23 protein-coding genes are annotated in these 24,281 nt (G+C 69.9%); 10 read left to right on the top strand and 13 right to left on the bottom strand.

Annotated elements, in window-relative coordinates:
• The first annotated feature begins 25 nt into the window (after positions 1-25).
• Together paaI and paaK are read left to right on the top strand one after the other, a co-directional pair.
• Entirely contained in the window at positions 26-466 is a 441-nt protein-coding gene (gene paaI / locus EHF44_RS07555) for a hydroxyphenylacetyl-CoA thioesterase PaaI (protein ID WP_124683173.1), read from the top strand.
• A 64-nt stretch (positions 467-530) separates the two neighbouring features.
• Positions 531-1,835, top strand: coding sequence for a phenylacetate--CoA ligase PaaK (gene paaK / locus EHF44_RS07550; RefSeq protein ID WP_124683172.1), 1,305 nt, complete (start codon positions 531-533; stop codon positions 1,833-1,835).
• Here paaK and norR read toward each other — a convergent pair.
• Positions 1,832-3,451, bottom strand: a complete 1,620-nt coding sequence (gene norR / locus EHF44_RS07545) for a nitric oxide reductase transcriptional regulator NorR (RefSeq protein WP_124683171.1) — start codon at positions 3,449-3,451, stop codon at positions 1,832-1,834. The two genes, paaK and norR, sit on opposite strands and share 4 nt — an antisense overlap.
• Positions 3,452-3,602: 151 nt before the next feature.
• On the opposite strand from norR, the gene ytfE reads away from it, so the two are divergent.
• Positions 3,603-4,286: an iron-sulfur cluster repair protein YtfE gene (gene ytfE / locus EHF44_RS07540; RefSeq protein ID WP_124683170.1), complete on the top strand. Its 684-nt coding sequence runs from the start codon at positions 3,603-3,605 to the stop codon at positions 4,284-4,286.
• A 67-nt stretch (positions 4,287-4,353) separates the two neighbouring features.
• A complete protein-coding gene (locus EHF44_RS07535; protein ID WP_124683169.1) occupies positions 4,354-6,633 on the top strand; it encodes a nitric-oxide reductase large subunit in 2,280 nt (759 codons plus the stop codon).
• Between the two features lie 992 nt (positions 6,634-7,625).
• Here the strand turns inward: EHF44_RS07535 and cobA are convergent.
• The 11 genes from cobA to mltA all read right to left on the bottom strand — a co-directional run bounded on the left by cobA (position 7,626) and on the right by mltA (position 18,247).
• Positions 7,626-8,429, bottom strand: coding sequence for a uroporphyrinogen-III C-methyltransferase (gene cobA / locus EHF44_RS07530; RefSeq protein WP_124683168.1), 804 nt, complete (start codon positions 8,427-8,429; stop codon positions 7,626-7,628).
• Positions 8,430-8,442: 13 nt separating this feature from the next.
• On the bottom strand, positions 8,443-9,888 hold the full coding sequence (locus tag EHF44_RS07525; RefSeq protein WP_124685027.1) for a nitrite reductase: 1,446 nt from the start codon (positions 9,886-9,888) through the stop codon (positions 8,443-8,445).
• A 53-nt stretch (positions 9,889-9,941) separates the two neighbouring features.
• Positions 9,942-11,105 (bottom strand): heme d1 biosynthesis radical SAM protein NirJ, encoded by a 1,164-nt coding sequence (nirJ, locus tag EHF44_RS07520; protein WP_124683167.1) that lies wholly within the window; start codon positions 11,103-11,105, stop codon positions 9,942-9,944.
• A gap of 3 nt (positions 11,106-11,108) precedes the next feature.
• Positions 11,109-11,612: a siroheme decarboxylase subunit beta gene (gene ahbB, locus EHF44_RS07515; RefSeq protein WP_124683166.1), complete on the bottom strand. Its 504-nt coding sequence runs from the start codon at positions 11,610-11,612 to the stop codon at positions 11,109-11,111.
• A 5-nt stretch (positions 11,613-11,617) separates the two neighbouring features.
• Positions 11,618-12,091: an Lrp/AsnC family transcriptional regulator gene (locus tag EHF44_RS07510; RefSeq protein WP_124683165.1), complete on the bottom strand. Its 474-nt coding sequence runs from the start codon at positions 12,089-12,091 to the stop codon at positions 11,618-11,620.
• A complete protein-coding gene (gene ahbB / locus EHF44_RS07505) occupies positions 12,088-13,071 on the bottom strand; it encodes a siroheme decarboxylase subunit beta (protein ID WP_124683164.1) in 984 nt (327 codons plus the stop codon). The genes EHF44_RS07510 and ahbB (EHF44_RS07505) overlap by 4 nt, the downstream gene beginning before the upstream one ends.
• Positions 13,072-13,076: 5 nt before the next feature.
• Complete coding sequence (locus tag EHF44_RS07500; RefSeq protein WP_437340328.1) at positions 13,077-14,258, bottom strand: cytochrome D1 domain-containing protein; 1,182 nt, start codon at positions 14,256-14,258, stop codon at positions 13,077-13,079.
• Positions 14,255-14,632 (bottom strand): c-type cytochrome, encoded by a 378-nt coding sequence (locus EHF44_RS07495; protein ID WP_124683162.1) that lies wholly within the window; start codon positions 14,630-14,632, stop codon positions 14,255-14,257. The genes EHF44_RS07500 and EHF44_RS07495 overlap by 4 nt, the downstream gene beginning before the upstream one ends.
• Before the next feature lie 44 nt (positions 14,633-14,676).
• Positions 14,677-14,982, bottom strand: a complete 306-nt coding sequence (locus EHF44_RS07490; RefSeq protein ID WP_124683161.1) for a c-type cytochrome — start codon at positions 14,980-14,982, stop codon at positions 14,677-14,679.
• Between the two features lie 65 nt (positions 14,983-15,047).
• Positions 15,048-16,679, bottom strand: coding sequence for a cytochrome D1 domain-containing protein (locus EHF44_RS07485; protein WP_409559079.1), 1,632 nt, complete (start codon positions 16,677-16,679; stop codon positions 15,048-15,050).
• 437 nt (positions 16,680-17,116) lie between these two features.
• Positions 17,117-18,247: a murein transglycosylase A gene (gene mltA, locus EHF44_RS07480; RefSeq protein WP_124683159.1), complete on the bottom strand. Its 1,131-nt coding sequence runs from the start codon at positions 18,245-18,247 to the stop codon at positions 17,117-17,119.
• A gap of 79 nt (positions 18,248-18,326) precedes the next feature.
• On the opposite strand from mltA, the gene EHF44_RS07475 reads away from it, so the two are divergent.
• Positions 18,327-18,524, top strand: coding sequence for a hypothetical protein (locus EHF44_RS07475; protein ID WP_124683158.1), 198 nt, complete (start codon positions 18,327-18,329; stop codon positions 18,522-18,524).
• A gap of 31 nt (positions 18,525-18,555) precedes the next feature.
• Here EHF44_RS07475 and apaG read toward each other — a convergent pair whose 3' ends face one another.
• Entirely contained in the window at positions 18,556-18,930 is a 375-nt protein-coding gene (apaG, locus tag EHF44_RS07470) for a Co2+/Mg2+ efflux protein ApaG (RefSeq protein WP_124683157.1), read from the bottom strand.
• A 209-nt stretch (positions 18,931-19,139) separates the two neighbouring features.
• Between apaG and rpe the strand changes: the two genes are divergently transcribed.
• The 5 genes from rpe to trpD all read left to right on the top strand — a co-directional run bounded on the left by rpe (position 19,140) and on the right by trpD (position 24,281).
• Positions 19,140-19,841, top strand: a complete 702-nt coding sequence (gene rpe, locus EHF44_RS07465) for a ribulose-phosphate 3-epimerase (protein WP_124683156.1) — start codon at positions 19,140-19,142, stop codon at positions 19,839-19,841.
• 10 nt (positions 19,842-19,851) lie between these two features.
• The gene (gph, locus tag EHF44_RS07460; RefSeq protein WP_124683155.1) at positions 19,852-20,592 is read left to right on the top strand and encodes a phosphoglycolate phosphatase; all 741 of its coding nucleotides are present in this window, start codon (positions 19,852-19,854) and stop codon (positions 20,590-20,592) included.
• A gap of 486 nt (positions 20,593-21,078) precedes the next feature.
• Positions 21,079-22,608, top strand: a complete 1,530-nt coding sequence (trpE, locus tag EHF44_RS07455) for an anthranilate synthase component I (protein WP_124683154.1) — start codon at positions 21,079-21,081, stop codon at positions 22,606-22,608.
• 18 nt (positions 22,609-22,626) lie between these two features.
• Positions 22,627-23,196 (top strand): aminodeoxychorismate/anthranilate synthase component II, encoded by a 570-nt coding sequence (locus EHF44_RS07450; RefSeq protein WP_124683153.1) that lies wholly within the window; start codon positions 22,627-22,629, stop codon positions 23,194-23,196.
• A gap of 56 nt (positions 23,197-23,252) precedes the next feature.
• Positions 23,253-24,281 carry an anthranilate phosphoribosyltransferase gene (gene trpD / locus EHF44_RS07445; protein ID WP_124683152.1) on the top strand — a complete coding sequence of 343 codons (1,029 nt, stop codon included), beginning with the start codon at positions 23,253-23,255 and terminating at the stop codon, positions 24,279-24,281.

The following is a 24,281-nucleotide window of genomic DNA, read 5'->3' as shown; positions in this document are numbered from 1 at the left end:
CGTCCCCCGCAACCAGGAGATCCGCTTGACGCAAGATCCCCAGGCGCTGGCGCAGGCCACCGCCCACGCGATGTACGAATCCGACGCCTGCAGCCGCTGGCTGGGCATGGTGATCGAGGAAGTACGGCCCGGCTACGCGCGCCTGTCGATGCCCGTACGGCCCGAATTCCTGAACGGCCACGCCATCTGCCACGGCGGGCTGATGTTCACGCTGGCCGATTCGGCCTTCGCGTTCGCCTGCAATAGCCGCAACATCAACACCGTGGCGTCGGGCTGCGCGATCGAATTCCTGCGGCCCGTGCGGGGCGGCGACGTGCTGACCGCCGAGGCCGTGGAGCAGATTCTGTCCGGCCGCCACGGCGTGTACGACATCAAGGTGACCAACCGCGCCGGCGAGCCGGTGGCGATGTTCCGCGGCAAGTCGGCGCAGATCAAGGGGCACGTGATCCCGCCCGCCGAAGGCTGACGCCCGGCACCCCGCCGTTCCCGCGCCAACGTAGCGCAACCATCCCGGAAACGTGGAGACACGCATGAGTACGCCCCTGACCGATCTGCCGCTGGAGCCGATCGAGACCGCCAGCCGGCAGACGCTGCAAACCCTGCAGCTCGAGCGCCTGAAATGGTCGCTGCGCCATGCCTACGACCATTCGCCCGTCTACCGGCGCAAGTTCGACCAGGCCGGCGTGCATCCGGACCAGGTCCAGTCGCTGGCCGACCTGGCACGCTTTCCGTTCACGACCAAGCAGGACCTGCGCGACAACTACCCGTTCGGCATGTTCGCCGTGCCGCAGGACCGGATCGCCCGCATCCACGCCTCGTCGGGCACCACGGGCAAGCCCACGGTGGTGGGCTACACGCTGCAGGACATCGACACCTGGGCCACGGTCATGGCCCGCTCGATCCGGGCGTCAGGCGCCCGCCGCGGCGACAAGGTCCATATCAGCTACGGCTACGGCCTGTTCACGGGCGGGCTGGGCGCCCACTACGGCGTGGAAAAGGCCGGGCTGACGGCCATCCCGTTCGGCGGCGGCCAGACCGAGCGGCAGGTGCAGCTCATCCAGGACTTCAGGCCGGAGATCATCATGGTGACGCCCAGCTACATGCTGGCGATTGCCGACGAGCTGGAGCGCCAGGGCATCGACCCGGCATCGACGTCGCTGCGCATCGGCATCTTCGGCGCCGAGCCGTGGACGCCCGAGATGCGGCTGGCCATCGAGAAGCGCATGGGCATCTCGGCCGTCGACATCTATGGCCTGTCCGAGGTCATGGGCCCCGGCGTGGCCAACGAGTGCGCCGAGACCAAGGACGGCCCGACCATCTGGGAAGACCATTTCTATCCCGAGATCATCGACCCCGACACCGGCGAGGTGCTGCCCGACGGCGAATTCGGCGAACTGGTATTCACGTCGCTGACCAAGGAAGCGATGCCGGTGGTGCGCTACCGCACGCGCGACCTCACGCGGCTGCTGCCCGGCACCGCGCGCGCCGCGTTCCGCCGCATGGAGAAGATCACGGGCCGCACCGACGACATGATGATCGTGCGCGGCGTCAACGTATTTCCGTCCCAAATCGAAGAACTGATCCTCAAGCACAGCGGGCTGGCGCCGCACTACCAGTGCGTGCTGGGCAAGGAAGGCCCGCTGGACACGCTGACCGTGCGCGTGGAATGCGCCCACGGTGCCGATCCGGCGGCGGCCGGCCAAGCGCGCGAGCAGCTGGCGCACGACATCAAGGCGTACATCGGCGTGACGGCCGGGATCGAGATCCTGGGCGAAGGCGGCGTCGAGCGCTCGGTGGGCAAGGCGCGCCGCATCGTCGACAACCGCCCGCGCTAGCGCCGGCCCCCGGCGCGCGCTGGCGCCGGCAAGGCCGCCGCGCGCCGCCGGTCGTCCCGCTTGAACCCGAGCCGGCGCGCCAGCTTGTGCAGGTTGCTGGCATCCACGCCAAGCTGCCGCGCGGCCTGCGTCCAGTTGCCGTCCTGCGCCAGCAGCGCCTGTTCGATGCACCGGCGCTGGCACGAATCCACGGCCTGGCGCAGCGTCAGTTCCGGCACCACCACGGGCGCCAGCGGCCCTTCGGCCGGCCCAGACGGCGCCCAGCCGCCGCGCTGGGCAGGGTCCGACAGCTCCGACACATCGAACAGGTCGCCGAACAGGTCGGCATCGAGCGTCAGGATGTCGTTGCGGTCCGCCCCGCGGCTCACGCGCTTGAGCGCCGCGCGGCTGATCACGTGTTCCAGCTCGCGCACGTTGCCGGGCCACGGATAGCGGCGCAGCGCGTCTTGCGCGGCGGCGGACAGCCGCAGGCTGCGCAGCCCCAGCCGGGCCCGATTCAGCTCCAGAAAGTGGCCGGCCAGCAGCAGCACGTCGTTGTCGCGCTCGCGCAGCGGCGGGATCGGGATCGGATAGACCGACAGCCGGTGATAGAGGTCGGCCCGGAACGCCCCGTCGCGCACGTGCTCGCGCAGGTGGCGGTTGGTCGCCGCGATCACGCGCACGTCCACGCGGCGCGGCCGGTCGCTGCCCAGCCGCTGGATCTCGCCGTTCTGCAGCGTGCGCAGCAGCTTGGCCTGGATCGACAGCGGCAGTTCGCCCACCTCGTCCAGGAACAGCGTGCCGCCATCGGCAGCCTCGAACCGCCCCGGCCGCTCGCCCGTGGCACCCGAGAACGCACCGCGCGCATGGCCGAACAGTTCGCTCTCGGCCAGTGATTCGGGCAGCGCCGCGCAGTTGACGTGGATCAGCGGCCGATTGCGCCGGCGCGACAGCCGGTGCAGCCGGTGCGCAAACAGTTCCTTGCCCACGCCGGTCTCGCCCAGCAGCAGCACCGGCAGTTCCGAATCGGCCACCACGCGCAGTTCGTGCAGCAGATGGGCGATGGCCTGGCTCTGGCCGATGATCTCGCCCTCGTCGCGCCCCACCTCGCCGGCCGGCGCGTCGATGCGCCCCTGCCGCAGCGCCCGGATCTCGGCCTCAAGCCGCGTCAGGCGAATGGCCGCCTCCACCAGCGGCGTCAGCCGCTGCAGGTCCACCTGCGCGGCATCGGTAAAGGTGCCCACCTGCAGCGCGTCGAGCGTCAGCACGCCCCACGGCTGGCCCTCGGCCTCCAGGCTCACGCCCATGCAGTCGTGCACCGGCAGCGGCTCGCCCACGTGCGCATCGATCAGCCCGTCGTACGGATCGGGCAGTGCGCTGTCGTGGTGAAAGCAGGTCACGCCGCGCCGGGCCAGAATGGCCGCCAGCCGCGGATGCAGGCTCACGGCAAAGCGGCGCCCCAGCGCGTCGCGCACCAGCCCGTCCACCGCCACCGGCCGCAACTGGTCTTCCTCCAGCCGCAGCAGCGCCACCGCGCCGCAGCGGAAATGCGCGCGCAGGCTGCCCACCAGCCGTTGCATCCGCACGGCCTGCGGCAGGTCCGCGCACAGGTCCGCCAGAAGTAGCTCGCCGATCATGGTTAAAAACACCCTCGTCAGGTTCGATTCACCACGTCTGGCCGGGGTCACAAATACCCGACCGAAACGTAAATCGTTGAATCTTTGAAGATTTGCGATGGGCACGAGAATCGCACAGGGAACGCTTGCATCTATTGAGAAGGAGCAAACCATGAGCATGCAAGACCAGTCCCTGGGCCAACTGGCCCGCCGCATCCCCGGTGCGACAAAGATCTTCCACGACTACCAGCTCGACTTCTGCTGTGGCGGCGCCCACACGCTGCGCGACGCCGCCGAGGCCAGGGGGCTGGACGCCGCCGCCATCGAGGCGCGGCTTCAGGCGCTGCAGGCCGAGGCACCGGCCGACGGCCAGGACTGGGGCGACGCCCCCGCCGACGCGCTGATCGCCCACATCCTGTCCCGCTTCCACGAGCGCCACCGCGAGCAGTTGCCCGAGTTGATCCGGCTGGCGCGCCGGGTGGAGGAAGTCCATGGCGACCGTCCCGACTGCCCCGTGGGCCTGGCCGATCACCTGGGCGTCATGCATCAGGAGCTGCTGAGCCATATGCAGAAGGAGGAACAGGTGCTGTTCCCGATGCTCGCGCGCGGCATGAACGCCATGGCCGGCGCGCCGATCACGGTCATGCGGATGGAGCACGACGACCACGGCGTCGCGCTGGAGCGGCTGGCCGAACTGACCGGCGACATCACGCTGCCGCGCGCCGCCTGCAACACCTGGCGCGCGCTCTACCTGGGCCTGCGCACGTTCCGCGAAGACCTGATGGAACACATCCATCTGGAAAACAACGTGCTGTTCGACAACGCCGTGCGCGGCGGGGCCGCAGGCGGCCACTGAGCCGCGCCGCCCGGCACCCCATCCACACCATCAACACCCTCATCACGCGCCCTGCCGCGCTTTCATCATGGGTCCCTACAAGAAACTATGGTTCACGCTGATCGCCGTGCTGGCGGTCACGTTCGCACTGCTCGGCTACTACGGTGCCGAGGTCTACCGGCAGCAGCCGCCGATCCCGGCACAGGTGGTGGCCGCCGACGGCACCCCGCTGTTTACCGCCGACGACATCCTCGACGGCCAGACCGCCTGGCAATCGGTGGGCGGCATGCAGCTCGGCTCGATCTGGGGCCACGGCGCCTACCAGGCGCCCGACTGGACCGCCGACTGGCTGCACCGCGAGCTCACCGCCTGGCTGGACCTGGCCGCCCGCGAGCGCCACGGCCAGGATTTCGCCGCGCTCGACGCCGGCCAGCAGGCCGCGCTGCGCGCCCATCTGAAGGCCGAATATCGCGGCAACCAGGTGGACGCCCACAACGTGCTCGCCGTGTCGCCCCGCCGCGCCAAGGCCATGGAAATCACGGCCGACTACTACCAGCGGCTGTTTGCCGACGCCCCGGAGCTCCGCCGCAGCCGCGAGAGCTTTGCGATGAAGGAAAACACGCTGCCGTCGGCCGAGCGTCGCGTGCAGCTCACGCATTTCTTCTTCTGGACCGCCTGGGCCGCCGCGACCGACCGCCCCGGCCACACCGCCACCTACACCAACAACTGGCCGCACGAGCCGCTGATCGACAATCGTCCCACCGCCGAAAACGTGGTCTGGTCCGTGGCCAGCGTGGTCGTGCTGCTGGCCGGCGTGGGGCTGCTGATCTGGGCCTGGGCGTTCCTGCGCGGCCAGGAGTCGCCGCTGCCGCCTCCGCCCGCGCGCGACCCGCTGTCGACGTTCGCGCTCACGCCGTCGCAACGGGCGCTGGGCAAGTACGTGTTCCTGGTGGTGGCACTGTTCGCGTTCCAGGTGCTGATCGGCGGCTTTACCGCCCACTACACGGTCGAAGGCCAGAAGTTCTACGGGATCGACGTGTCGCAGTGGTTCCCGTACACGCTGGTGCGCACCTGGCACATCCAGAGCGCGCTGTTCTGGATCGCCACCGGGTTCCTGGCGGCCGGGCTGTTCCTGGCGCCGCTGATCAACGGCGGCAAGGACCCCAAGTACCAGCGGCTCGGCGTCGACGTGCTGTTCTGGGCGCTGGTGGTGGTCGTGGTCGGCTCGTTCGCCGGCAACTACCTCGCCATCGCCCAGAAGCTGCCCGCCCACCTGAACTTCTGGCTGGGCCACCAGGGCTACGAGTATGTGGACCTGGGACGCCTGTGGCAGATCGGCAAGTTCGCCGGCATCGTGATCTGGCTCGTGCTGATGCTGCGCGGCATCGCCCCGGCCTTCCGGGCGCGTGACGGCGGCGACAAGAACCTGCTGGCGCTGCTGACGTCGTCCGTGGTCGCCATCGGCCTGTTCTACGGCGCCGGCCTGTTCTACGGCGAGCGCACCAGCCTGACGGTGATGGAGTACTGGCGCTGGTGGGTGGTCCACCTGTGGGTGGAGGGCTTCTTCGAGGTCTTCGCCACCACCGCGCTGGCCTTCATCTTCTCCACGCTGGGCCTGGTGTCGCGCCCGATGGCCACGGCGGCCAGCCTGGCGTCGGCGTCGCTGTTCATGCTCGGCGGCATTCCGGGCACGTTCCACCACCTGTACTTCGCCGGCACCACCACCCCGGTGATGGCCATCGGCGCCACGTTCTCGGCGCTGGAGGTGATGCCGCTGATCGTGCTGGGCCATGAAGCGTGGGAAAACTGGCGCCTCAAGACTCGTGCCCCGTGGATGGACAACCTGCGCTGGCCGGTGATGTGCTTCACGGCCGTGGCGTTCTGGAACATGCTCGGCGCCGGCGTGTTCGGCTTCATGATCAACCCGCCAATCTCGCTGTACTACGTGCAGGGGCTCAACACCACGCCGGTCCACGCCCACGCGGCACTGTTCGGCGTCTACGGCTTCCTGGCGCTCGGCTTCACGCTGCTGGTGCTGCGCTACGTGCGGCCAGCCTACCGGCTGAGCCCGCGCCTGATGTCGATCGCGTTCTGGGGCCTGAACGGCGGCCTGGCACTGATGATCGGCACCAGCCTGCTGCCGGTGGGCATCATCCAGGCACTGGCCAGCATCAGCGAAGGGCTCTGGTACGCCCGCAGCGAGGCGTTCGTCCAGCAGCCAATCCTGCAGACGCTGCGCTGGGTCCGCACCTTTGGAGACGTGGTGTTCCTGGTGGGCGCGCTGACATTCGCACTGCAGGTGGTGTTGGGCCTGCTGGACGGCAACCGGGCACGGGAAGTGCCAGAGGGCCGGCTGGTGGGGCAGTGATGGATGGAGCCGGCTGATGACGCCGGCGGCTGCGGCAGGCTTTCTCACCTCTCCCGCAAGGCGGGAGAGGGAGCGAAAAACATCGCGGGATGATGTAACGCGGCCAGCTTCGGCAGGTTTTCTCCCCTCTCCCGCAAGGCGGGAGAGGGGTCGGGGGAGAGGGCGTGGAGGATCTGCTTGCCGATCCACGTCGCAATTTGAGCCGCCGGCCCTCACCCCCAGCCCCTCTCCCGCTCGCGGGAGAGGGGAGCGAAAAACATCGCGGGATGATGTAACGCCGGTTGCTTGCCGATCCACGTCGCAATTTGAGCCGCTGGCCCTCACCCCCAGCCCCTCTCCCGCCCGCGGGAGAGGGGAGCGAAAAACATCGCGGGATGATGTAACGCCGGTGGCTGCGGCAGGTTTTCTCCCCTCTCCCGCAAGGCGGGAGAGGGGTCGGGGGTGAGGGCGTGGAGGATCTGCTTGCCGATCCACGTCGCAATTTGAGCCGCTGGCCCTCACCCCCAGCCCCTCTCCCGCTCGCGGGAGAGGGGAGCGAAAAACGTCGCGGGATGATGTAACGCCGGTGGCTGCGGCAGGTTTTCTCCCCTCTCCCGCAAGGCGGGAGAGGGGTCGGGGGAGAGGGCGTGGAGGATCTGCTTGCCGATCCACGTCGCAATTTGAGCCGCTGGCCCTCACCCCCAGCCCCTCTCCCGCTCGCGGGAGAGGGGAGCGAAAAACATCGCGGGATGATGTAACGCCGGCGGCTGCGGCAGGTTTTCTCCCCTCTCCCGCAAGGCGGGAGAGGGGAGTGAAAAACGTCGCGGGATGATGTAACGCCGGTGGCTGCGCCAGGTTTTCTCCCCTCTCCCGCAAGGCGGGAGAGGGGTCGGGGGAGAGGGCGTGGAGGATCTGCTTGCCGGTCCACGTCGCAATTTGAGCCGCCGGCCCTCACCCCCAGCCCCTCTCCCGCGCGCGGGAGAGGGGAGCAAAACCCAGCAGGAAACAGCGATTCAGGCCACTACATCGCAGCTTGTCCTGTCGGCCCGGGCGTCTTGGTCTGCTGAACCCTCGACCAGCCACGCGCCCCCGGCCTGTCTTCCCACCACTTCTCCCACCACGATGATCGATGGGCTGGCCAGACCGGCGGTGGCTGCGGCGGTCAGTGTGTCGAGGGTGCCCGTCCAGCAGCGCTGTTCGGGGCAGCTTGCGTGCATGACCACCCCGGCCGGCATGTCGGCACGCATGCCGGCCGCCAGCAAGGACGCCTGGATTGCCGCGATGCGGTGCATGCCCATGTAGATGACGAGCGTCGTGCCGCTGGCGGCCAGCGCGTGCCAGTCTGGTTCGCCGTCGCCGCGGGTGTGGGCGGTGACGAAGGTCACGCCGTGGCAGTGCGCCCGGTGCGTCAGCGCGATGCCCAGCGCCTGCGCCGCCGCCAGCCCGCTGCTGATGCCGTTGACCACTTCCACGTCCAGCCCGTGCCCGCGCAGGAACGCGGCTTCCTCGCCGCCCCGGCCGAACATCAGCGGGTCGCCGCCCTTCACGCGGGCCACGCAGCGGCCTGCCAGCGCGTGGGCCAGCGTCTGGGCGTGGATGCTGGCCTGGCTGACCGAGCACCGCCCGCCGCGCTTGCCGACGGGAATGATCTGCGTGCCGGGGCTGGCGTGGCACGCCATCGCCTCGGGCACCAGGTCGTCGATCAGCCAGACCTGCGCCTGGGCCAGCGCCCGGGCGGCCTTGACGGTCACGAGGTCGGGGTCTCCGGGGCCCACGCCCACCAGCCATACCTTTCCAGTGCTTCGCGAATGCTTCATGTCGTTGTCCGATTCAATGGCTCGTGCCCGACGACCGCGTGGTCTTGTTGAACACGTTGTACTTGCCGACCGGCCGGTCCATCGGCAGGCGCTTGACCTCGCGCAGCGTCGCCGCGTCGTAGACCACGATGGCGCCGTCCGGCTCCATCAGGCTGACCAGCGCGTAGCGGCCGTCGCGCGTGAATTCCACGTGCGCGGCCGTGCGCCCGGGGCTTGGCGTGACGCTGCCCACCACGGCCAGCGTCTGCTTGTCGATGACCTGCAGCGTGTCGCGGCGCGGGCTCATCATCGCGTCGGTCCAGGCGTACGGCGTGGCCTCGTGGCTGCGCAGGAAGAAGCCCGGCCCGTTGGTCGGGATCGTCGCCACGGTCTGCCAGGTCTGCATGTCGATCACGGACAGCGCGCCCTGCCTGAGATTGGGCGACGCCATCACCTCCCGCCCGCCACGCCGCCACGTGATGCCGCTGCCCAGGTGCGGCATGCCGGTCAGCGCCAGGTCGGCCACCTTGCGCCCGGCGTCCAGGTCGATCACCTGCCCCGCCCCGGCCCGCGACGCGCCCAGGATATGGCGGTACGGCTGGTCGAAGAAGAAGTCGTCGAGCACGTCGTCCAGCGCGATCACGCGCGGCTCCAGCGTCGCGTACGGAATCTCCCAGACCGCCGGGATGTCGCGCAGCGCGGCGATGAACGACTGGCGCGGCGCCGCGTCGTAGACCGCCGACACACGCGACGCCCGGCCGTCCGCCCCGGCCACCGGATAGACGCGCGCCAGCGACAGGTCGTCCGCGCGCAGCAGCACCAGCGTGCGCGGCAGCGTGTTGCCGGCCATCACCCAGCGGCCGTCGTCGCTCACGGCCACGTTGCGCGTGTTCAGCCCTACCCGCACCTCGGCCACCAGCGCCAGGTTCCAGAGGTCGTACTTGCTGACCCACCCGTCCCGGCTCGCTACAAAGACGTAACGGCCGTCGCGGCTGAACTTGGGCCCGCCGTGCAGCGCGAAGCGGGTCTGGAAGCGGTGGATCGGCGCCTGCGCGTCGCCGTCGAGCACGCTCAGGTGATGGCTGCCCGATTCCACGACCAGGAACAGGTTGGACGGATCGGCCTGGAACACAGGCCGGTCCGGCAGGCTGCCCGGCGCGTGGTGCACCACGCGCGACGCGCGGATGTCGGCCGCCTCCCAATGCGGCGCCACCGCCGGCGCCGTGCGCAGCCACGCGGCCAGCCGGTCCAGCGTGGCCTCGGGCAACTGGCCGGCAAAGCCGGGCATCTGCGTCGCGGCGCGGCCGTTTCGCAGCAGGTCGCGCATCGCGTCGGGCTTGAGCCGCTCCAGGCTCTCTGGCAGCAGCGCCGGCCCCATGCCGCCTAGTCGGTCGGCGCCGTGGCACACCGCGCAGTGCTGGACGTAGTCCGTCGCCACATCGGAAACGGACCCGGCCGGCCCGCCCGCCCACGCCGGCATCGACGCCACAATGCCGACCCACGCCGCCACCACCATCCCCGCCAGCCGCCGTCTCATGCGATGGCCTCCCGGCCGATCGGCTCGGCGATTTCGGTATCGGACAGGTAGCAGCCCGGGTCCTCAGCCCACGGATTGCCGCTCACCGCGTGCGCGCGCACGCGGGTGTTGCCATTGCAGATGTCGCGATGGGCGCACATGGCGCAGCGGCCCTCCAGCGGCCGGGGGCGTGCCTTCAGCCCGCGCATCAGCGGGTGGCTGCGGTCGGCCCAGATCTCGGCGAACGGCCGCTCCCGGACGTTGCCCAGCGACACGTGCCACCACATCGTGTCCGGATGCACATTGCCGAGGTTGTCGATATTGGCCACGCCCACGCCCGTGGCGTTGCCGCCCCAGTTGACCAGCCGCTGCCGCATGTCGGCCAGCCGCTCGGGCTGCCGCCGGGCGATCCAGTACAGCAGGCTCACGCCGTCGGCATCGTTGTTGCCGGTCACGAAGTCCCCGGCGCTGCCGCGCCGCGCGCGCTCCCAGACATGGTCGAACAGCCAGTCCACCGCCACGCGCGTGTGCGCATGGCGGGCGTCGTCGCCCCGGTGGCTGCTGCCCCGGCCGGCGTAGTTGAAGTGCGACAGGTAGAACTTGTCGATGCCTTCCGCCTCGGTCAGCGCCACCACGTCGGGCAGCTCGTCGGCGTTGGCCTCGGTCAGCGTCATCCGCACGCCCACGCGCAGCCCGGCCTGCCGCGCCACGCGCAGCCCGTCCAGCGCCTGGTCGAACGCGCCCGCACAGCGCCGGAAGCGGTCGTGCGTGGCGCGCAGGCCGTCCAGGCTGACGCCGACGTAGTCAAACCCGGCCAGCAGCAGCCGGGCCGCGTGCCGGTTGTCGAGCAGCGTGCCGTTGGACGACAGCGACAGGTGGAAGCCCAGCCGCTTGGCGTGCGCGGCAAGCTCGTACAGGTCCGGCCGCAGCAGCGGCTCGCCGCCGGACAGGATCAGCGCGGGCACGTGCGCCGCCTTGAGCTGGTCGAGCACGGCAATGGCCTCCGCCGTCGACAGCTCGCCCTTGAAGTCGGTATCGGCCGACGTCGAGTAGCAGTGCTTGCAGTTGAGGTTGCAGCGCCGCACCAGGTTCCAGATGACGACGGGGCCGGCGGCACGGCGTGGCGGCGGCACCGGGCCGCCATCGCGCAGCGCTTCCATGAAGCGGGACACTCTGAACATGGATCAATCTCCTGGCGCCTGCAGGCGCAGGCCGGTTTTCTTGAGGATGCGGGTGGACCAGAGCACGTCGTGCGCGCGGCAGGCCGGGCCCAGCAGCGCGCGGATGCGGGCGATCTGCGGCGCCGCCTCGTCGCGCGTGCGCGCGTGGACCATCGCAAACAGGTTGTAGGGCCAGTCCGGCAGGTGGCGCGGGCGCTGGTAGCAGTGGCTCACGCCAGGCAAGGCGCCGATGCGCGCGCCCAGTTCCGCCACGTGGGCGTCGTCCACGTCCCACACGGTCATGCCGTTGGCGCGGTAGCCCAGCGCGTAGTGATTCGGCACGGCCGCCACGCGCCGCAGCACGCCGCGCGCGCGCAGCGCTGCAAACCGGGCCAGCACGGCGGCTTCGTCCAGGCCCAGCGCATCGCCCAGCGCCTGCCACGGCGCCGGCACCAGCGGCAGGCCGGCCTGCGTGGCCTGGATCAGCGCCCGGTCGATCGGGTCGAGGGATGGTGGGGCGTCGGGCATGGCTGCTACACCGGCAGAAAGAGGTTGACGAAGAATTCGCGTTGCTTCGGGAACGGCAGGATCTCGACGCCGGCGTCGGCGGCGATGCGGGCGAGCACCGCCGGCACGTCGGCGGCATCGGGCACGGCCAGCACGAACCACAGGTTCAGCCGATGGGTGCGCGCGTAGTGGTGCGCCACCTCGGGGTAGGCGTTGATCGCGGCGATGACGGCCGCCTCGCGCTCCGGCGGCGCGTGGCAGGCGCACAGCACGAACTGCCCGCCGGCCCGCTCGATCTGGAACAGCGGCCCGAAGCGCGTCAGCACGCCGCGCGCCAGCAGCGCTTGCAGCCGGCCGAGCAGCGTCGCTTCGTCGATGCCCAGCGCGGCGGCGGCCTCGGCGTAGGGCCGTGGCACCAGCGGCAGCCCGCGCTGCAGCGCGTTGACGATGCGCCGGTCCAGCGCGTCGAGCTCGGCCGGGGCGGTGTCGGGCGCGGTCATGGCTGCGGCGCCTCCCAGCTATAGCGGGTGCCGCACTGCTTGAAGCAGGTGCCGCTGCGCAGCACCCGGCCCGGCAGCTCCGCCATGCCCGCGCGGCGCGCGAAGTGGTCCAGCGCCGCGTGCAGTTCCGCCTCGCTGCGCGCGTGCACCATCGCGAACAGGTTGTACGGCCATGCCGGCAGCCGGCGCGCGCGGCGGTAGCACAGCGACACCGGCGCCACGCGCGCCAGCCGCGTGCCGATGGCATCGACACGGTTGTCGGGCACGTCCCACACGCACATCGCGTTGTGGCGATAGCCAAAGCGCCGGTGATGCAGGATCACACCGAACCGGCGGATCACCCCGCTGGCCTGCCACTGCGCGATGCGCGCCAGCACGCGATGCAGCGGCACGCCGCTGTGCCGTGCCAGCGCGTGGAACGGCTGCGGCGTCAGCGGCAGCCCGCCTTCCAGCGCGGCCACCAGCCGCCAGTCGTCGTCGTCCAGCGCCACGGGCGCGGGCGCCGGCTGGCGTCGGCCGCGCGGCGTCGCGCACGGGCCGGCCATCGGGAAACCCAGGTCGATGTGGTACTCGCGCTCCATCGGCAGGTCCAGCGGCGCCTGCCCCAGGTCTTCGCCGATGCCGGCCAGCACCGCGTCCAGCGCGGCGCGGTCGCGCGCGCCGGCCACGAACCAGAGGTTGTACGGATGGCCGGTGCGCGCGTAGTTGTGGCTGACCGCCGCATGGGCGTTGACGCGCGCGGCCGCGTCGGCCAGCGCGTCCAGCGGCACGGATAGCGCGGCCAGCGTGCTGGCGCCGATCACGTTCGGGGCGAACACGGCGCCGACGCGGCTCACGCGCCCGGCGCCCACGTCGCGCGCCAGCCGGGTCAGCACCGCGTGCTCGTTCATGTCCAGCGCCGCGCCGGCGTGCTGGTATGGGCGCGGCACGATCGGAAAGTCGCGCTGGATGCCGTCGTAGAAACGTTGCTCGTCGAACATGGCCGTCACATGCCGAAGCGCTGCGCGCGCGCCGTGAAGAAGATGCCGCTGGGCTGCTCGGCCGGCAGCGTGGCAATGCGCCGCAGCGTGGCCGTGTCGTAGACCTCCACGCGGTTGTCGTCGCGGCACGACAGCCACAGCGCCTCGCCCTTGGGCGTGAATTCCATGTGCAGCACGCCCCGGCACGGCGTCATCGTCCTGACCACCTGCCGCGTGGCGGTGTCGACGACCTGCACCGTGTCGTTGCGCGGAAACGCAAAGTTGACCCATACCTGCCGCCCGTCGGGCCGCGCCATCGCGAACACGGGCTGGCCGGCCACGGCCACGCGCGCCTGCTCCTGCCAGTCGCGCGCGGGGTCTGCCACCAGCAGTTCATGGCGGCCGATGGCCGGCAGCCACGCCTGGCCCTGCGCCATCGCCCAGCCGCGCAGGTGCGGCATCTTGTACACCGGCAGCGGGGCCTGGCCGCGCCCGTAGCCGGCCAGCACGCGCCGCGCGGCGGGCGGCGTCTGCCACAGGTCGACCAGCGACAGGCCGTCCTCGCCGAACAGGCCGGCCAGGTACCAGCGGCCGTCGGGCGTCACCAGTCCGTCGTACGGCTCGCGGCCGGCCGGCAGCCGGCTCACCGCGGGCTGGCGCGGGTTGGTGGCGTCGATGATCCAGATCTCGCCCGATTCGAACAGGCTCGCGGCCAGCCGCTGGCCCGGCAGGTCGGCCAGCCCGACCACCTTCGAGCGCCGGCCGTCGCGCCCGATGGCCGGGATGTCGGCCAGCAACTCCAGCGTCCCGGCATCGAACAGCTTGATGCCGCCGGGCGCGTAGTTCTGCGCGGCCACGACCTTGCCGTCCTGCAGCACCGCGCCGCCGATGCTGTTGCCGGCCTGCTTCACGCGATGGGTGATGCGCTGCGCCAGCAGGTCCAGCCGCGTCAGGCCGCCGTCGCGCCCGAACACGTAGGCATGGCGGCCGTCGCGCGCAAACACCACGCTCGCGTGCGACAGGTCGCCCAGCCCGTCGATGGCGCCGAGCCGCGTCATGCCCGTGGTTTCCACGATCTGCACCCGGCCGCTGGCCCGCTCGATCACGACACCAAGGTCGCCGGTGCCGCGCACCGACGCCTCCGGCAGGCCGGTACAGGCCGCGGCCAGCCACGCCGCGCCCACGGCCACCGCCGCGCGCCGGGTCAGTCGGCCCAGGCGCTGCCAGACGGTGCGGGGGTCACGGGCGGCGGCTTGCCCGCCTGGAGTCGATCGATCAGCCATTGCGCTTCTTCCTGCGTCATGAACGGTTGCCATGGCGGCATTGCGGTGCCGGGCCGGCCGTGCAGCACGGTGGCCACCAGCCCGTCGCGCGGCTTGCCGGCCAGCGCCTGCGCCGTCAGCGGCGAGCCAAGCCCGCCCTGCAGCGTCATGCCGTGGCAGGCGCCGCAGTCGTCGCGCAGCCAGCGGGCAAGCTGCGCCTGGCGCGCCGCCGGCGGCTCGGCCGCAGCGGCCTGCACCGGCGCGCCCGCCGTGGCAAGCAGGCCGGCCAGCGCCAGGGGCATCACGAAATACCGGGCCATGGTCAGTGGGGATGGGAGGGTCAGGGGATCAGGGGGCCAGGCAATCAGAGGGCCAGCACCCACTTGGCCAGCGCGCTGGCATCGGCCTCGCTGATCGCGTTGGGCGGCATCGGGATCGGGCCCCAGGTGCCGCTGCTGCCCTTGACGATGCTCTGCGACAGCTTGGCGGCGGCGCCCTTGTCGCCCTTGTACTTGGCGGCCACGTCCTTGAACGCGGGGCCCACCAGCTTCTTGTCGACGCCGTGGCACGCCATGCAGTTCTTGGCCTTGGCCAGGTCAGCGCTGGCGTGGGCGGCGACGGGCAGCACGGCGGCCATGACCATGGCGCCGAGCACAGTTGCGGGATGCATAGAGATTCTCCTGAAGGGATGGGGGACGGCGCGGCCGGCGCCGGAGCGTCGGCCGCGCCCTGGCGTCAATAGACGTCGTGCTGGGTGTTATGGGTGTTGAACTTGCCGGTCGGGGTGATCAGGCGCGGGTCCTTGATGACGGCCTTGAGCTTGCGCGTCCGGTCGTCGACCACCACCAGCGCGGACTCCTGGTCCTTGGTGCCCCAGACCGAGAACCAGACCTCGTCGCCGGCCTTGTTGTACTCGGCCTGCACCACGCGCTTGGCGCCGTCGCCCTTGAGGTTGGCCCACTGGGCAATCGGCAGCACTTCGAAGCCGGCGTCCAGCTTGCGCGTATCGAACACGGCCACCGACTGGTTCAGCTTGGCATCGGGGTGGAACGGCGTATCGACCCAGAGGTTGCGCGACGTCGGATGCGTCTTGATGAACAGCGACCCGCCGCCCTGGCCCTTGAGCGTCTGCACCACCTTCCAGGCGTGGGCCTTGTGCCGGACCGGGTCCGTGCCGATCAGGCTGACCGTTTCGTCGCCCAGGTGGCTGGTGGCCCAGACCGGGCCGAACTTCGGATGGACGAAGTTGGCGCCCCGGCCCGGGTGCGGCGTCTTGCCGACGTCCACCAGCGCGGCCAGCCGGTCTTCCTTGGTGTCGACCACGGCGATCTTGTCCGACGCATTGGCCGCCACCAGGAAGTAGCGGCCCGTGGAATCGAACCCGCCGTCATGCAGGAACTTGGCCGCGTCGATGGTCGTGGTCTTCAGGTTCTTGAGGTCCGAGTAGTCGACCATCAGGATCTTGCCGGTCTCCTTGGCATTGATGACGAACTCGGGCCGGAAGTGGCTGGCCACGATGGACGCCACGCGCGGCTCGGGGTGGTACTCGTTGTCGACGGTCATGCCCCGCGTGGACACCACCTTGAGTGGCTTGAGCGTGTCGCCTTCCATGATCACGTACTGCGGCGGCCAGTAGGAGCCGGCCACCGCGTAGCGGTCCTCGTAGCCCTTGTACTTCGACGTCTCGACCGAGCGCGCCTCCAGGCCGATCTTGACCTCGGCCACGTTGTCGGGCTTGGGCATCCACAGGTCGATCAGGTTCAGCCGCGCGTCGCGCCCGATCACGTACAGGTAGCGCCCGGACGCCGACATGCGCGAGATATGCACCGCGTAGCCGGTCTTGACGATGTTGATGATCTGCTTGGAATCGCCGTCGATCAGCGCCACCTCGCCCGAGTCGCGCAGCGTCACCGAGAACAGGTTGTCGAGGTTGTAGTTATTCATCTTGCGCGTCGGCCGCTTGGCCACGGGCACGATGTCCTTGCGCGATTTCTCGATGTCGGCCAGCGAGAATTCAGGCGGCGTGGGCGGCTCCAGCTGGACGTAGCGGGCCATCAGGTCCACCTCGGCGTCGGACAGGTCGCCCGACGTGCCCCAGTTCGGCATGCCGGCCGGGCTGCCGTACTTGATGAAGGTCTTCAGGTATTCGGTGCCGCGCGCCCGCGTGATGTCCGGCGTCAGCGCCTTGCCCGTGGCGCCCTTGCGCAGCACGCCGTGGCAACCGGCGCAGCGCTCGAAGTAGATCTGTCGGGCATGGTTGAATTCATCGGCGCTCAACGCCGGCACCGGCTGCGCCGGCGGGGCGGTGTCCGCGTGGCCATGGGCCATCCAGACGAGGAGCGGCAAGGCCGCCAGCGCGGGGAACATCCTGGGTGTCGCCTTCATGTCTCTGCTCAGCGAGAGTGGGGAATGCGGTGGCGTGCTCTGGCACGTCGGATGTGCCCATCATCGTGAAATTGCGATGGCCGGGGATTGATGGCAGTCAAGCCGCGCAGAGTTCACACGGAACTCGTTCGGGCAGTTACCTCACAGCGTGACGGAATGGCGCTGGCGCGTTGGAGAAACGCAAATGGAGGACGCGGGAAGGGGAAAGACCTTGCGGAGGGAGAGGGTATGGGGGGGGCGGTAGCGCGATCGCGGACGTCGCTCCCCTCTCCCACCTGTGGGAGAGGGGTTGGGGGAGAGGGCATGGCGGCTCTGCTTGCCGACCCGCGCGGATTGCACCGCCGGCCCTCTCCCCCGGCCCCTCTCCCGCGCTGCGGGAGAGGGGAGCAAACCGACAAGACAAACAGACCAGCCGGCCGTCAACTCCTCGGCATCAGCACCCACATGCGGCCGCCCTGCTTCATGCGGCCGGCCGTCTCTCCGGCGGCGTCGCCGGCGCCCCAGAAGAAGTCGGCGCGCACGCCGCCCTTGATGGCGGAGCCGGTGTCCTGGGCGAACATCAGGCGCTGGATCGGTTCGGTGGACAGCGGGCGCGTGGTCGACAGGAACACGGGCACGCCCAGCGGGATCGTGGCCGGGTCCACGGCGATCGAGCGTTCGGCGGTCAGCGGCACGCCCAGCGCGCCTACCGGGCCGTCGTTGTTGGGCGGCAGTTCGCGGAAGAACACGAAGCGCGGATTCACGTTGAGCATTTCCTCCACGCGCGCCGGGTTGTTGCGCGCCCACGCCTTGATGCCCTGCATGGTCGCCTGGGCCGGCGTGATCTCGCCGCGGTCGAGCAGCCATTTGCCGAACGATCGGAACGGCTGGTCGTTGGTGCCGCCAAAGCCCACGCGCATGATCGTGCCGTCGGGCAGCCGGATGCGGCCTGAGCCCTGGATCTGCAGGAAGGCCGCCTCCACCGCGTCGTCCACGTAGACGATCTCGTTGCCGCGCATCGCCGGCATCTGCAGCAGCTCGCCGCGCGCCGGCAACGCGCCGCGCAACTGCGGCGGGCGGCGGTACAGCGGCACCTGGTACGGGCCCTGGCGCGTGCGCGAACCGTGCAGGATCGGCTCGTAGTAGCCCGTGATCAGGCCGCTGTCGGTGCCGTCGGTGTTGACCACGCGGTACGGCTGGAAGTGGGTCTCGAAGTAGGTGCGCATGGCGACGAGGTCGCCAGCGTCGACCATCAGGCCCACCGCGCACACGCGGTTCCACTCCGGCTTCTTCTTCAGCGCCTGGCAACTGGCTTGCAGCGCCGGCCAGGCCGCGCGGACGTCGTCCTGGCTCCAGCCGCCGATCTCGGTCCAGGCGGCCGGCTGCAGCCGGCCCGCCGCGGGCGACGTGGAAGGCGCCGGGGTGGTGCCGGCCGCGCCGCCGGGCTGCACCCGCACCGGGCCGCCGCTCATGCAGCCGGCCAGCAGGGCCGCGCCCAGCGCGGCGGCGGCCAGCCCCAGCCAGCCGGACAGGCGCGCGCCAGGCGCACGCAGGGAATACTGATATGCCATCTCGTTCGTTCTATGCCTACAATCTCAACCGATCCGTCGACTGCCCGCCGCGTCCGGCGCGGGCGCCCCCAAAATCGCGATGAGCCAGTTCTTCGAAAACCACCCCACCCTGCTGCTGGCCGCCGAGGCCGGCGTGGCGCTGTTGCTGCTGATCTTCATCGTGGTCTGGACGATGGGCACGGCGCGCAAGCATCCGCGGCCCACGCGCGCCCCGGAAGACCACCCGTCGCGCACCGGCCAGGCCCCGCAGGACACCGACCGGGCGCCGGACGCCTAGGTTCCCGGCCAGCCCGCGCCGGGCCGGGCCGTCAATGGAGCATGCGCGGCAGCACCAGCGCGAATTCCGGAATCGGCACCTCGAAGCGGTGCCCGTCCTCGGCCACGCAGAAGTACTCGCCCTTCATCGACCCGACCGGCGTCGAGATCGTCGCCCAGCTCGAATACTCGAAGTGCTCGCCCGGCTTGAGCAGCGGCTGGTGGCCCACCACGCCCAGCCCCGCCACTTCCTGCGTGGCGTTGTCGCTGTCCGTGATGATCCAGTGGCGCGAGATCAGCTGCGCGGCCACCTCGCCGGTGTTGTGGATGGTGATGGTGTAGGCAAACGCGTAGCGCCCGCGGTCGGGGTCCGACTGGTCGGCCATGTACTGGGTGCGCACGGCCACGGAAAAAGCGTACTCGCTCATTGTTCGACGGATGAGGATGGTCGGCAGGCCGGCGCCCGCCCATGGGGGCGCGGCCGGGTGTGTCGCATTGTGCGTCAAGCCCCGGGCAGCGGCAAGCGGGCGCGTTGTCGGCGCCGGCCGGGCCAACCGGCGTAAAATACGCGCCAATCTCGCGGATCGACCCCGCATCCGCCGCCTTCAGAGCCCCACTTTTGCGCCAGAGCCCTGCCATGAGCCAGCCCACCTACCGCATCGCCCCGTCCATCCTGTCCGCCGACTTCGCCCGCCTGGGCGAGGAAGTGCGCCGCGTCACCGAGGCCGGTGCCGACTGGATTCACTTCGACGTGATGGACAACCACTACGTGCCCAACCTGACCGTGGGCCCGCTGGTCTGCGAGGCCATCCGCCCGCACGTGACGGCCCCGATCGACGTGCACCTGATGGTGCGCCCGGTGGACCGCATCATCCCGGACTTTGCCAAGGCCGGCGCCAACATCATCACGTTCCACCCGGAAGCCAGCGACCACATCGACCGCTCGCTGGCGCTGATCCGCGACAACGGCTGCCAGGCCGGGCTGGTGTTCAACCCGGCCACGCCGCTGCACCACCTGGACCACGTGATGGACCGCCTGGACGTGATCCTGCTGATGAGCGTCAACCCGGGCTTCGGCGGCCAGTCGTTCATCCCCGAGACGCTGAACAAGCTGCGCGCCGTGCGCGCCCGGATCGACGCCTACACGGCCCGCACCGGCCGCCAGATCCTGCTGGAGGTGGACGGCGGCGTGAAGCCGGACAACATCGCCGAGATTGCCGCCGCGGGCGCCGACACCTTCGTGGCCGGATCGGCCGTGTTCGGCAAGCCGGACGCCGACGGCGGCTACCGCGGCATCATCCAGACGTTCCGCGACAAGCTCGCGACGGTCGGCCAGTAAGGACGGCCAGATGACGACGGAAATCCTGCGCCGCACCGACTGGCGCGGCATCGAGGCGGTCATCGTCGACCTGGACGGCACCATGGTCGACACGGCCGGCGACTTCCACGCGGCCGTCAACGCGATGCTGCTGGCGCTGGCGCACCAGCATCCTGACCTGGGGCCGGTCCAGCCGATGTCGGCCGGGGAGATCGTCGGCTTCGTCGGCAAGGGGTCGGAAAACCTGATCCGCCGCGTGCTGGACGCCCGCTTCAGCCCGCTGCACGCCAACGGCCTGTTTGCCGATGCCTACGCGCTGTACGACCGCGAGTACGTGCGCATCAACGGCCAGTTCTCGGACGTGTACCCCAACGTGCGCGAGGGCCTGGCGGCGCTCAAGCGGCTTGGACTGCGCATGGCGTGCGTGACCAACAAGCCCTGGAACTTCACCGAGCCGCTGCTGGCCAAGACCGGCCTGGCGCAGTATTTCGAGCTGGTCTACGGCGGCGACGCCTTTGCGCTGCGCAAGCCCGACCCGTATCCGCTGCTGCGGGTGGCCGAGGCGTTCCGGGTGGAGCCGTCGGCCGTGCTGGCAATCGGCGACTCGGAAAACGACGCCCGCGCGGCGCGCGCGGCGGGCATGGGTGTGCTGCTGATGCCCTATGGCTACAACCATGGGAACCCTGTACAAGGCGTCGACGCCGATGGTATAGTCGCCGACATTGCCCGCGTGGCGGCCCTGCTTGCCGACCACCGGCCAATTCCCCGCTGACTTCCAGCAGAACACTTTTCAATGTTCCTCAACCGCAAACGCAACTTTTTTGGCAGTGATCGGCAGGCCTGGCCCTGGCGTCGCTGGCGCGCCTCTGAACAGGCGTAAAGTGCGTTCGCGAGTTTCCTGACGGGCTTGCCGGGGCACCCGATCCGCGCGGTCTTCCGCCGATCCCCCGCCCCCCAAGCTCCGCCGGACCGGTCCAGGCTCCATGTCGACCGGCCTCCCCGGCAGATCCTTCCGCCAGCGCCGTAGTTCCGGTTGCTCCCGCTTGCGCCTGTGCTACGGTTAGCCTCGAGAACGCACCACGCGCCACCCGGCCGTGTGCTGCCCTGCCCCAATTGCGCGTGTGCACCACGGTCCGCCCCAACGAACGGGCCGGGGCGGGTTGACGCAGGTTGTCCCCCGCCTCATGCCGACGTCCATCATGGTGCCGCCCCGACCCGACCGCACTGGCCGGCGCCGCAGAGCAAGAAGAGGATCGACATGACCGAACTGGAATTCAAATCGCTGGCCGACCAGGGCTACAACCGCATTCCGATCATCGCCGAGGCGCTGGCCGACCTGGAGACGCCGCTGTCGCTGTACCTGAAGCTGGCCCAGTCGCAGACGCGCGGCGTGAACACGTTCCTGCTGGAATCGGTGGTCGGCGGCGAGCGCTTTGGCCGCTACTCGTTCATCGGCCTGCACGCCCGCACGCTGATCCGCGCCTACGGCCAGCGCGCCGAGGTGGTGACCGACGGCAAGGTCGTGGAAACCCACGAAGGCAACCCGCTGGACTTCATCGCCGCGTTCGAGACCCGCTTCAAGGTGGCGCTGCGCCCGGGCCTGCCGCGCTTCTGCGGCGGCCTGGCCGGGTACTTCGGCTACGACGCCGTGCGCTACATCGAGAAGAAGCTGGCCGACACGCAGATGCCCGACGACTTGGGCCTGCCCGACATCCAGCTGCTGCTGTGCGAGGAACTGGCGGTCATCGACAACCTGTCCGGCAAGCTGTACCTGATCGTCTACGCCGACCCGACCCTGCCCGAAGCCTACTCCCGCGCCCGCCAGCGCCTGCGCGAGCTGCGCATGAAGCTGCGCCAGCCGGTGGACGTGCCCGTGACGAGCCCGTCGGTGCAGACCGAGGTCTACCGCGAATTCGCCAAGGCCGACTACCTGGCCGCCGTGCACAAGGCCAAGGAATACATCATGGCCGGCGACATGATGCAGGTGCAGATCGGCCAGCGCCTGGTGAAGCCGTACCGCGACTCGCCGCTGTCGCTGTACCGCGCGCTGCGGTCGCTGAACCCGTCGCCGTACATGTATTTCTACAATTTTGGCGATTTCCAGGTGGTGGGCGCCTCGCCCGAGATCCTGGTGCGGCAGGAAACCCGCAAGGTAGGCGCCGCCGGGGCCGGCAACGGCGAGCCGGACACGGCCCGCATCGTCACCATCCGCCCGCTGGCCGGCACCCGCCCGCGCGGCAGCACGCCCGAGCGCGACGCCCAGCTGGCCACCGAGCTGCTGAACGACCCGAAGGAGATTGCCGAGCACGTGATGCTGATCGACCTGGCGCGCAACGACATCGGCCGCATTGCCGAGACCGGCTCGGTCAAGGTCACCGACAAGATGGTGATCGAGAAGTACTCGCACGTGCAGCACATCGTCAGCTCCGTGGAAGGCACGCTGCGCGACGGCATGACCAACCTCGACGTGCTGCGCGCCACGTTTCCGGCCGGCACGCTGTCTGGCGCGCCCAAGGTGCATGCGATGGAGATCATCGACGAGCTGGAGCCGCGCAAGCGCGGCATCTACGGCGGCGCGGTGGGCTACCTGTCGTTCGGCGGCGAGATGGACCTGGCCATCGCCATCCGCACCGGCGTGATCAAGGACGGCAACCTCTACGTGCAGGCCGCCGCCGGCATCGTCGCGGACTCCGACCCCGAGGCCGAATGGAAGGAAACCGAGGCGAAGGCGCGCGCCGTGATCCGCGCCGCGGAGCAGGTCCAGGACGGCCTGGACGCCGACCTCTGAGCCCCCGGGAGAGATGACATGCTGCTGATGATCGACAACTACGACTCGTTCACCTACAACCTCGTCCAGTACTTCGGGGAACTCGGCGCCGACGTGCGCACCTACCGCAACGACGAGATCACGATCGACCAGATCGAGGCGCTGAACCCGGACCACATCTGTGTGTCGCCCGGCCCGTGCAGCCCGCGCGAGGCCGGCATCTCCGTGGAAGTGCTCAAGCACTTCGCCGGCCGCAAGCCGCTGCTGGGCGTGTGCCTGGGCCACCAGGCCATCGGCGAGGCGTTCGGCGGCAAGGTGATCCGCGCCAAGCAGGTGATGCACGGCAAGGTCAGCACGATCGAGACCACCCAGTCGGGCGTGTTCGCCGGCCTGCCGAAGCACTTCGACGTGACGCGCTATCATTCGCTGGCCATCGAGCGCGAGACGCTGCCCGACTGCCTGGAAGTCACGGCCTGGACGCCGGACGGCGAGATCATGGGGGTGCGCCACAAGACGCTGAACGTCGAGGGCGTGCAGTTCCACCCGGAATCGATCCTGTCCGAGCACGGCCACGCGCTGCTGGCCAATTTCATCAAGGCGCCGCGATGAGGCGCGCCGACTTTACCGCCTACGCCGCCCCCGCCCCCGACACCAAAGAATCCGCCATGTCCATCACGCCCCAGGAAGCGCTGACCCGCTGCATCGAGCACCGCGAGATCTTTCACGACGAGATGCTGCACCTGATGCGGCAGATCATGCAGGCCCAGATCAGCCCCGTGATGGCCGCGGCCATCCTGACCGGGCTGCGCGTGAAGAAGGAGACAATTGGCGAGATCTCGGCGGCGGCCCAGGTCATGCGCGAGTTTGCCAACCACGTGACCGTGGCCGACCGCGAGCACTTTGTCGACATCGTCGGCACCGGCGGCGACGGCTCGCACACGTTCAATATCTCCACGGCGTCGATGTTCGTGGCGGCCGCGGCCGGCGCCAAGATCGCCAAGCACGGCAACCGTGGCGTTTCGTCCAAATCGGGCAGCGCCGACGTGCTGGAGGCGCTTGGCGTGAACATCATGCTGACGCCGGACCAGGTGGGCGAATGCATCGCGCAGACCGGCATCGGCTTCATGTTCGCGCCCACGCACCATCCGGCCATGAAGAACGTGGCGCCGATCCGCAAGGAAATGGGCGTGCGAACGATCTTCAACATCCTGGGCCCGCTGACCAACCCGGCCGACGCGCCCAACATCCTGATGGGCGTGTTCCACCCTGACCTCGTGGGCATCCAGGTGCGCGTGATGCAGCGGCTGGGCGCCCGGCACGCCATCGTGGTCTACGGCAAGGACGGCATGGACGAGGTGTCGCTGGGCGCCGCCACGCTGGTCGGTGAGCTCAAGGACGGCGAGGTGCGCGAGTACGAGATCCATCCCGAGGACTTTGGCCTGTCGATGATCTCGAACCGGGGCCTGAAGGTGGCCGATGCGGCCGAATCGAAGGAGATGCTGCTCGAAGCGCTGGACAACGTGCCGGGCACGCCGCGCGAGATCGTCTCCCTGAACGCCGGCACGGCGCTCTACGCGGCCAACGTCGCCAGCTCCATCGAGGACGGCATCGCCCGCGCCCGCGAGGCCATCGCCAGCGGCGCCGCCCGCCAGAAGCTGGACCAGTTCGTGCGCGCCACGCAGCAATTCAAGTAA

It is taken from the genome of Cupriavidus pauculus, assembly GCF_003854935.1.
In the GTDB taxonomy this organism is placed as follows: Bacteria; Pseudomonadota; Gammaproteobacteria; order Burkholderiales; family Burkholderiaceae; genus Cupriavidus; species Cupriavidus pauculus_C.
Note: the sequence above shows the minus strand (reverse complement) of the source record. Positions and strands in the feature narration are given on the sequence as shown.

Bases quoted from the DNA above. Each gene is read 5' to 3' on its own strand.
- paaK (WP_124683172.1), top strand. From the start codon at position 531: ATGAGTACGCCCCTGACCGATCTGCCGCTGGAGCCGATCGAGACCGCC.
- norR (WP_124683171.1), bottom strand. From the start codon at position 3,451: ATGATCGGCGAGCTACTTCTGGCGGACCTGTGCGCGGACCTGCCGCAG.
- ytfE (WP_124683170.1), top strand. From the start codon at position 3,603: ATGAGCATGCAAGACCAGTCCCTGGGCCAACTGGCCCGCCGCATCCCC.
- EHF44_RS07535 (WP_124683169.1), top strand. From the start codon at position 4,354: ATGGGTCCCTACAAGAAACTATGGTTCACGCTGATCGCCGTGCTGGCG.
- cobA (WP_124683168.1), bottom strand. From the start codon at position 8,429: ATGAAGCATTCGCGAAGCACTGGAAAGGTATGGCTGGTGGGCGTGGGC.
- EHF44_RS07525 (WP_124685027.1), bottom strand. From the start codon at position 9,888: ATGCCGGCGTGGGCGGGCGGGCCGGCCGGGTCCGTTTCCGATGTGGCG.
- nirJ (WP_124683167.1), bottom strand. From the start codon at position 11,105: ATGTTCAGAGTGTCCCGCTTCATGGAAGCGCTGCGCGATGGCGGCCCG.
- ahbB (WP_124683166.1), bottom strand. From the start codon at position 11,612: ATGCCCGACGCCCCACCATCCCTCGACCCGATCGACCGGGCGCTGATC.
- EHF44_RS07510 (WP_124683165.1), bottom strand. From the start codon at position 12,091: ATGACCGCGCCCGACACCGCCCCGGCCGAGCTCGACGCGCTGGACCGG.
- ahbB (WP_124683164.1), bottom strand. From the start codon at position 13,071: ATGTTCGACGAGCAACGTTTCTACGACGGCATCCAGCGCGACTTTCCG.
- EHF44_RS07495 (WP_124683162.1), bottom strand. From the start codon at position 14,632: ATGGCCCGGTATTTCGTGATGCCCCTGGCGCTGGCCGGCCTGCTTGCC.
- EHF44_RS07490 (WP_124683161.1), bottom strand. From the start codon at position 14,982: ATGCATCCCGCAACTGTGCTCGGCGCCATGGTCATGGCCGCCGTGCTG.
- EHF44_RS07485 (WP_409559079.1), bottom strand. From the start codon at position 16,679: ATGTTCCCCGCGCTGGCGGCCTTGCCGCTCCTCGTCTGGATGGCCCAT.
- mltA (WP_124683159.1), bottom strand. From the start codon at position 18,247: ATGGCATATCAGTATTCCCTGCGTGCGCCTGGCGCGCGCCTGTCCGGC.
- EHF44_RS07475 (WP_124683158.1), top strand. From the start codon at position 18,327: ATGAGCCAGTTCTTCGAAAACCACCCCACCCTGCTGCTGGCCGCCGAG.
- apaG (WP_124683157.1), bottom strand. From the start codon at position 18,930: ATGAGCGAGTACGCTTTTTCCGTGGCCGTGCGCACCCAGTACATGGCC.
- rpe (WP_124683156.1), top strand. From the start codon at position 19,140: ATGAGCCAGCCCACCTACCGCATCGCCCCGTCCATCCTGTCCGCCGAC.
- gph (WP_124683155.1), top strand. From the start codon at position 19,852: ATGACGACGGAAATCCTGCGCCGCACCGACTGGCGCGGCATCGAGGCG.
- trpE (WP_124683154.1), top strand. From the start codon at position 21,079: ATGACCGAACTGGAATTCAAATCGCTGGCCGACCAGGGCTACAACCGC.
- EHF44_RS07450 (WP_124683153.1), top strand. From the start codon at position 22,627: ATGCTGCTGATGATCGACAACTACGACTCGTTCACCTACAACCTCGTC.
- trpD (WP_124683152.1), top strand. From the start codon at position 23,253: ATGTCCATCACGCCCCAGGAAGCGCTGACCCGCTGCATCGAGCACCGC.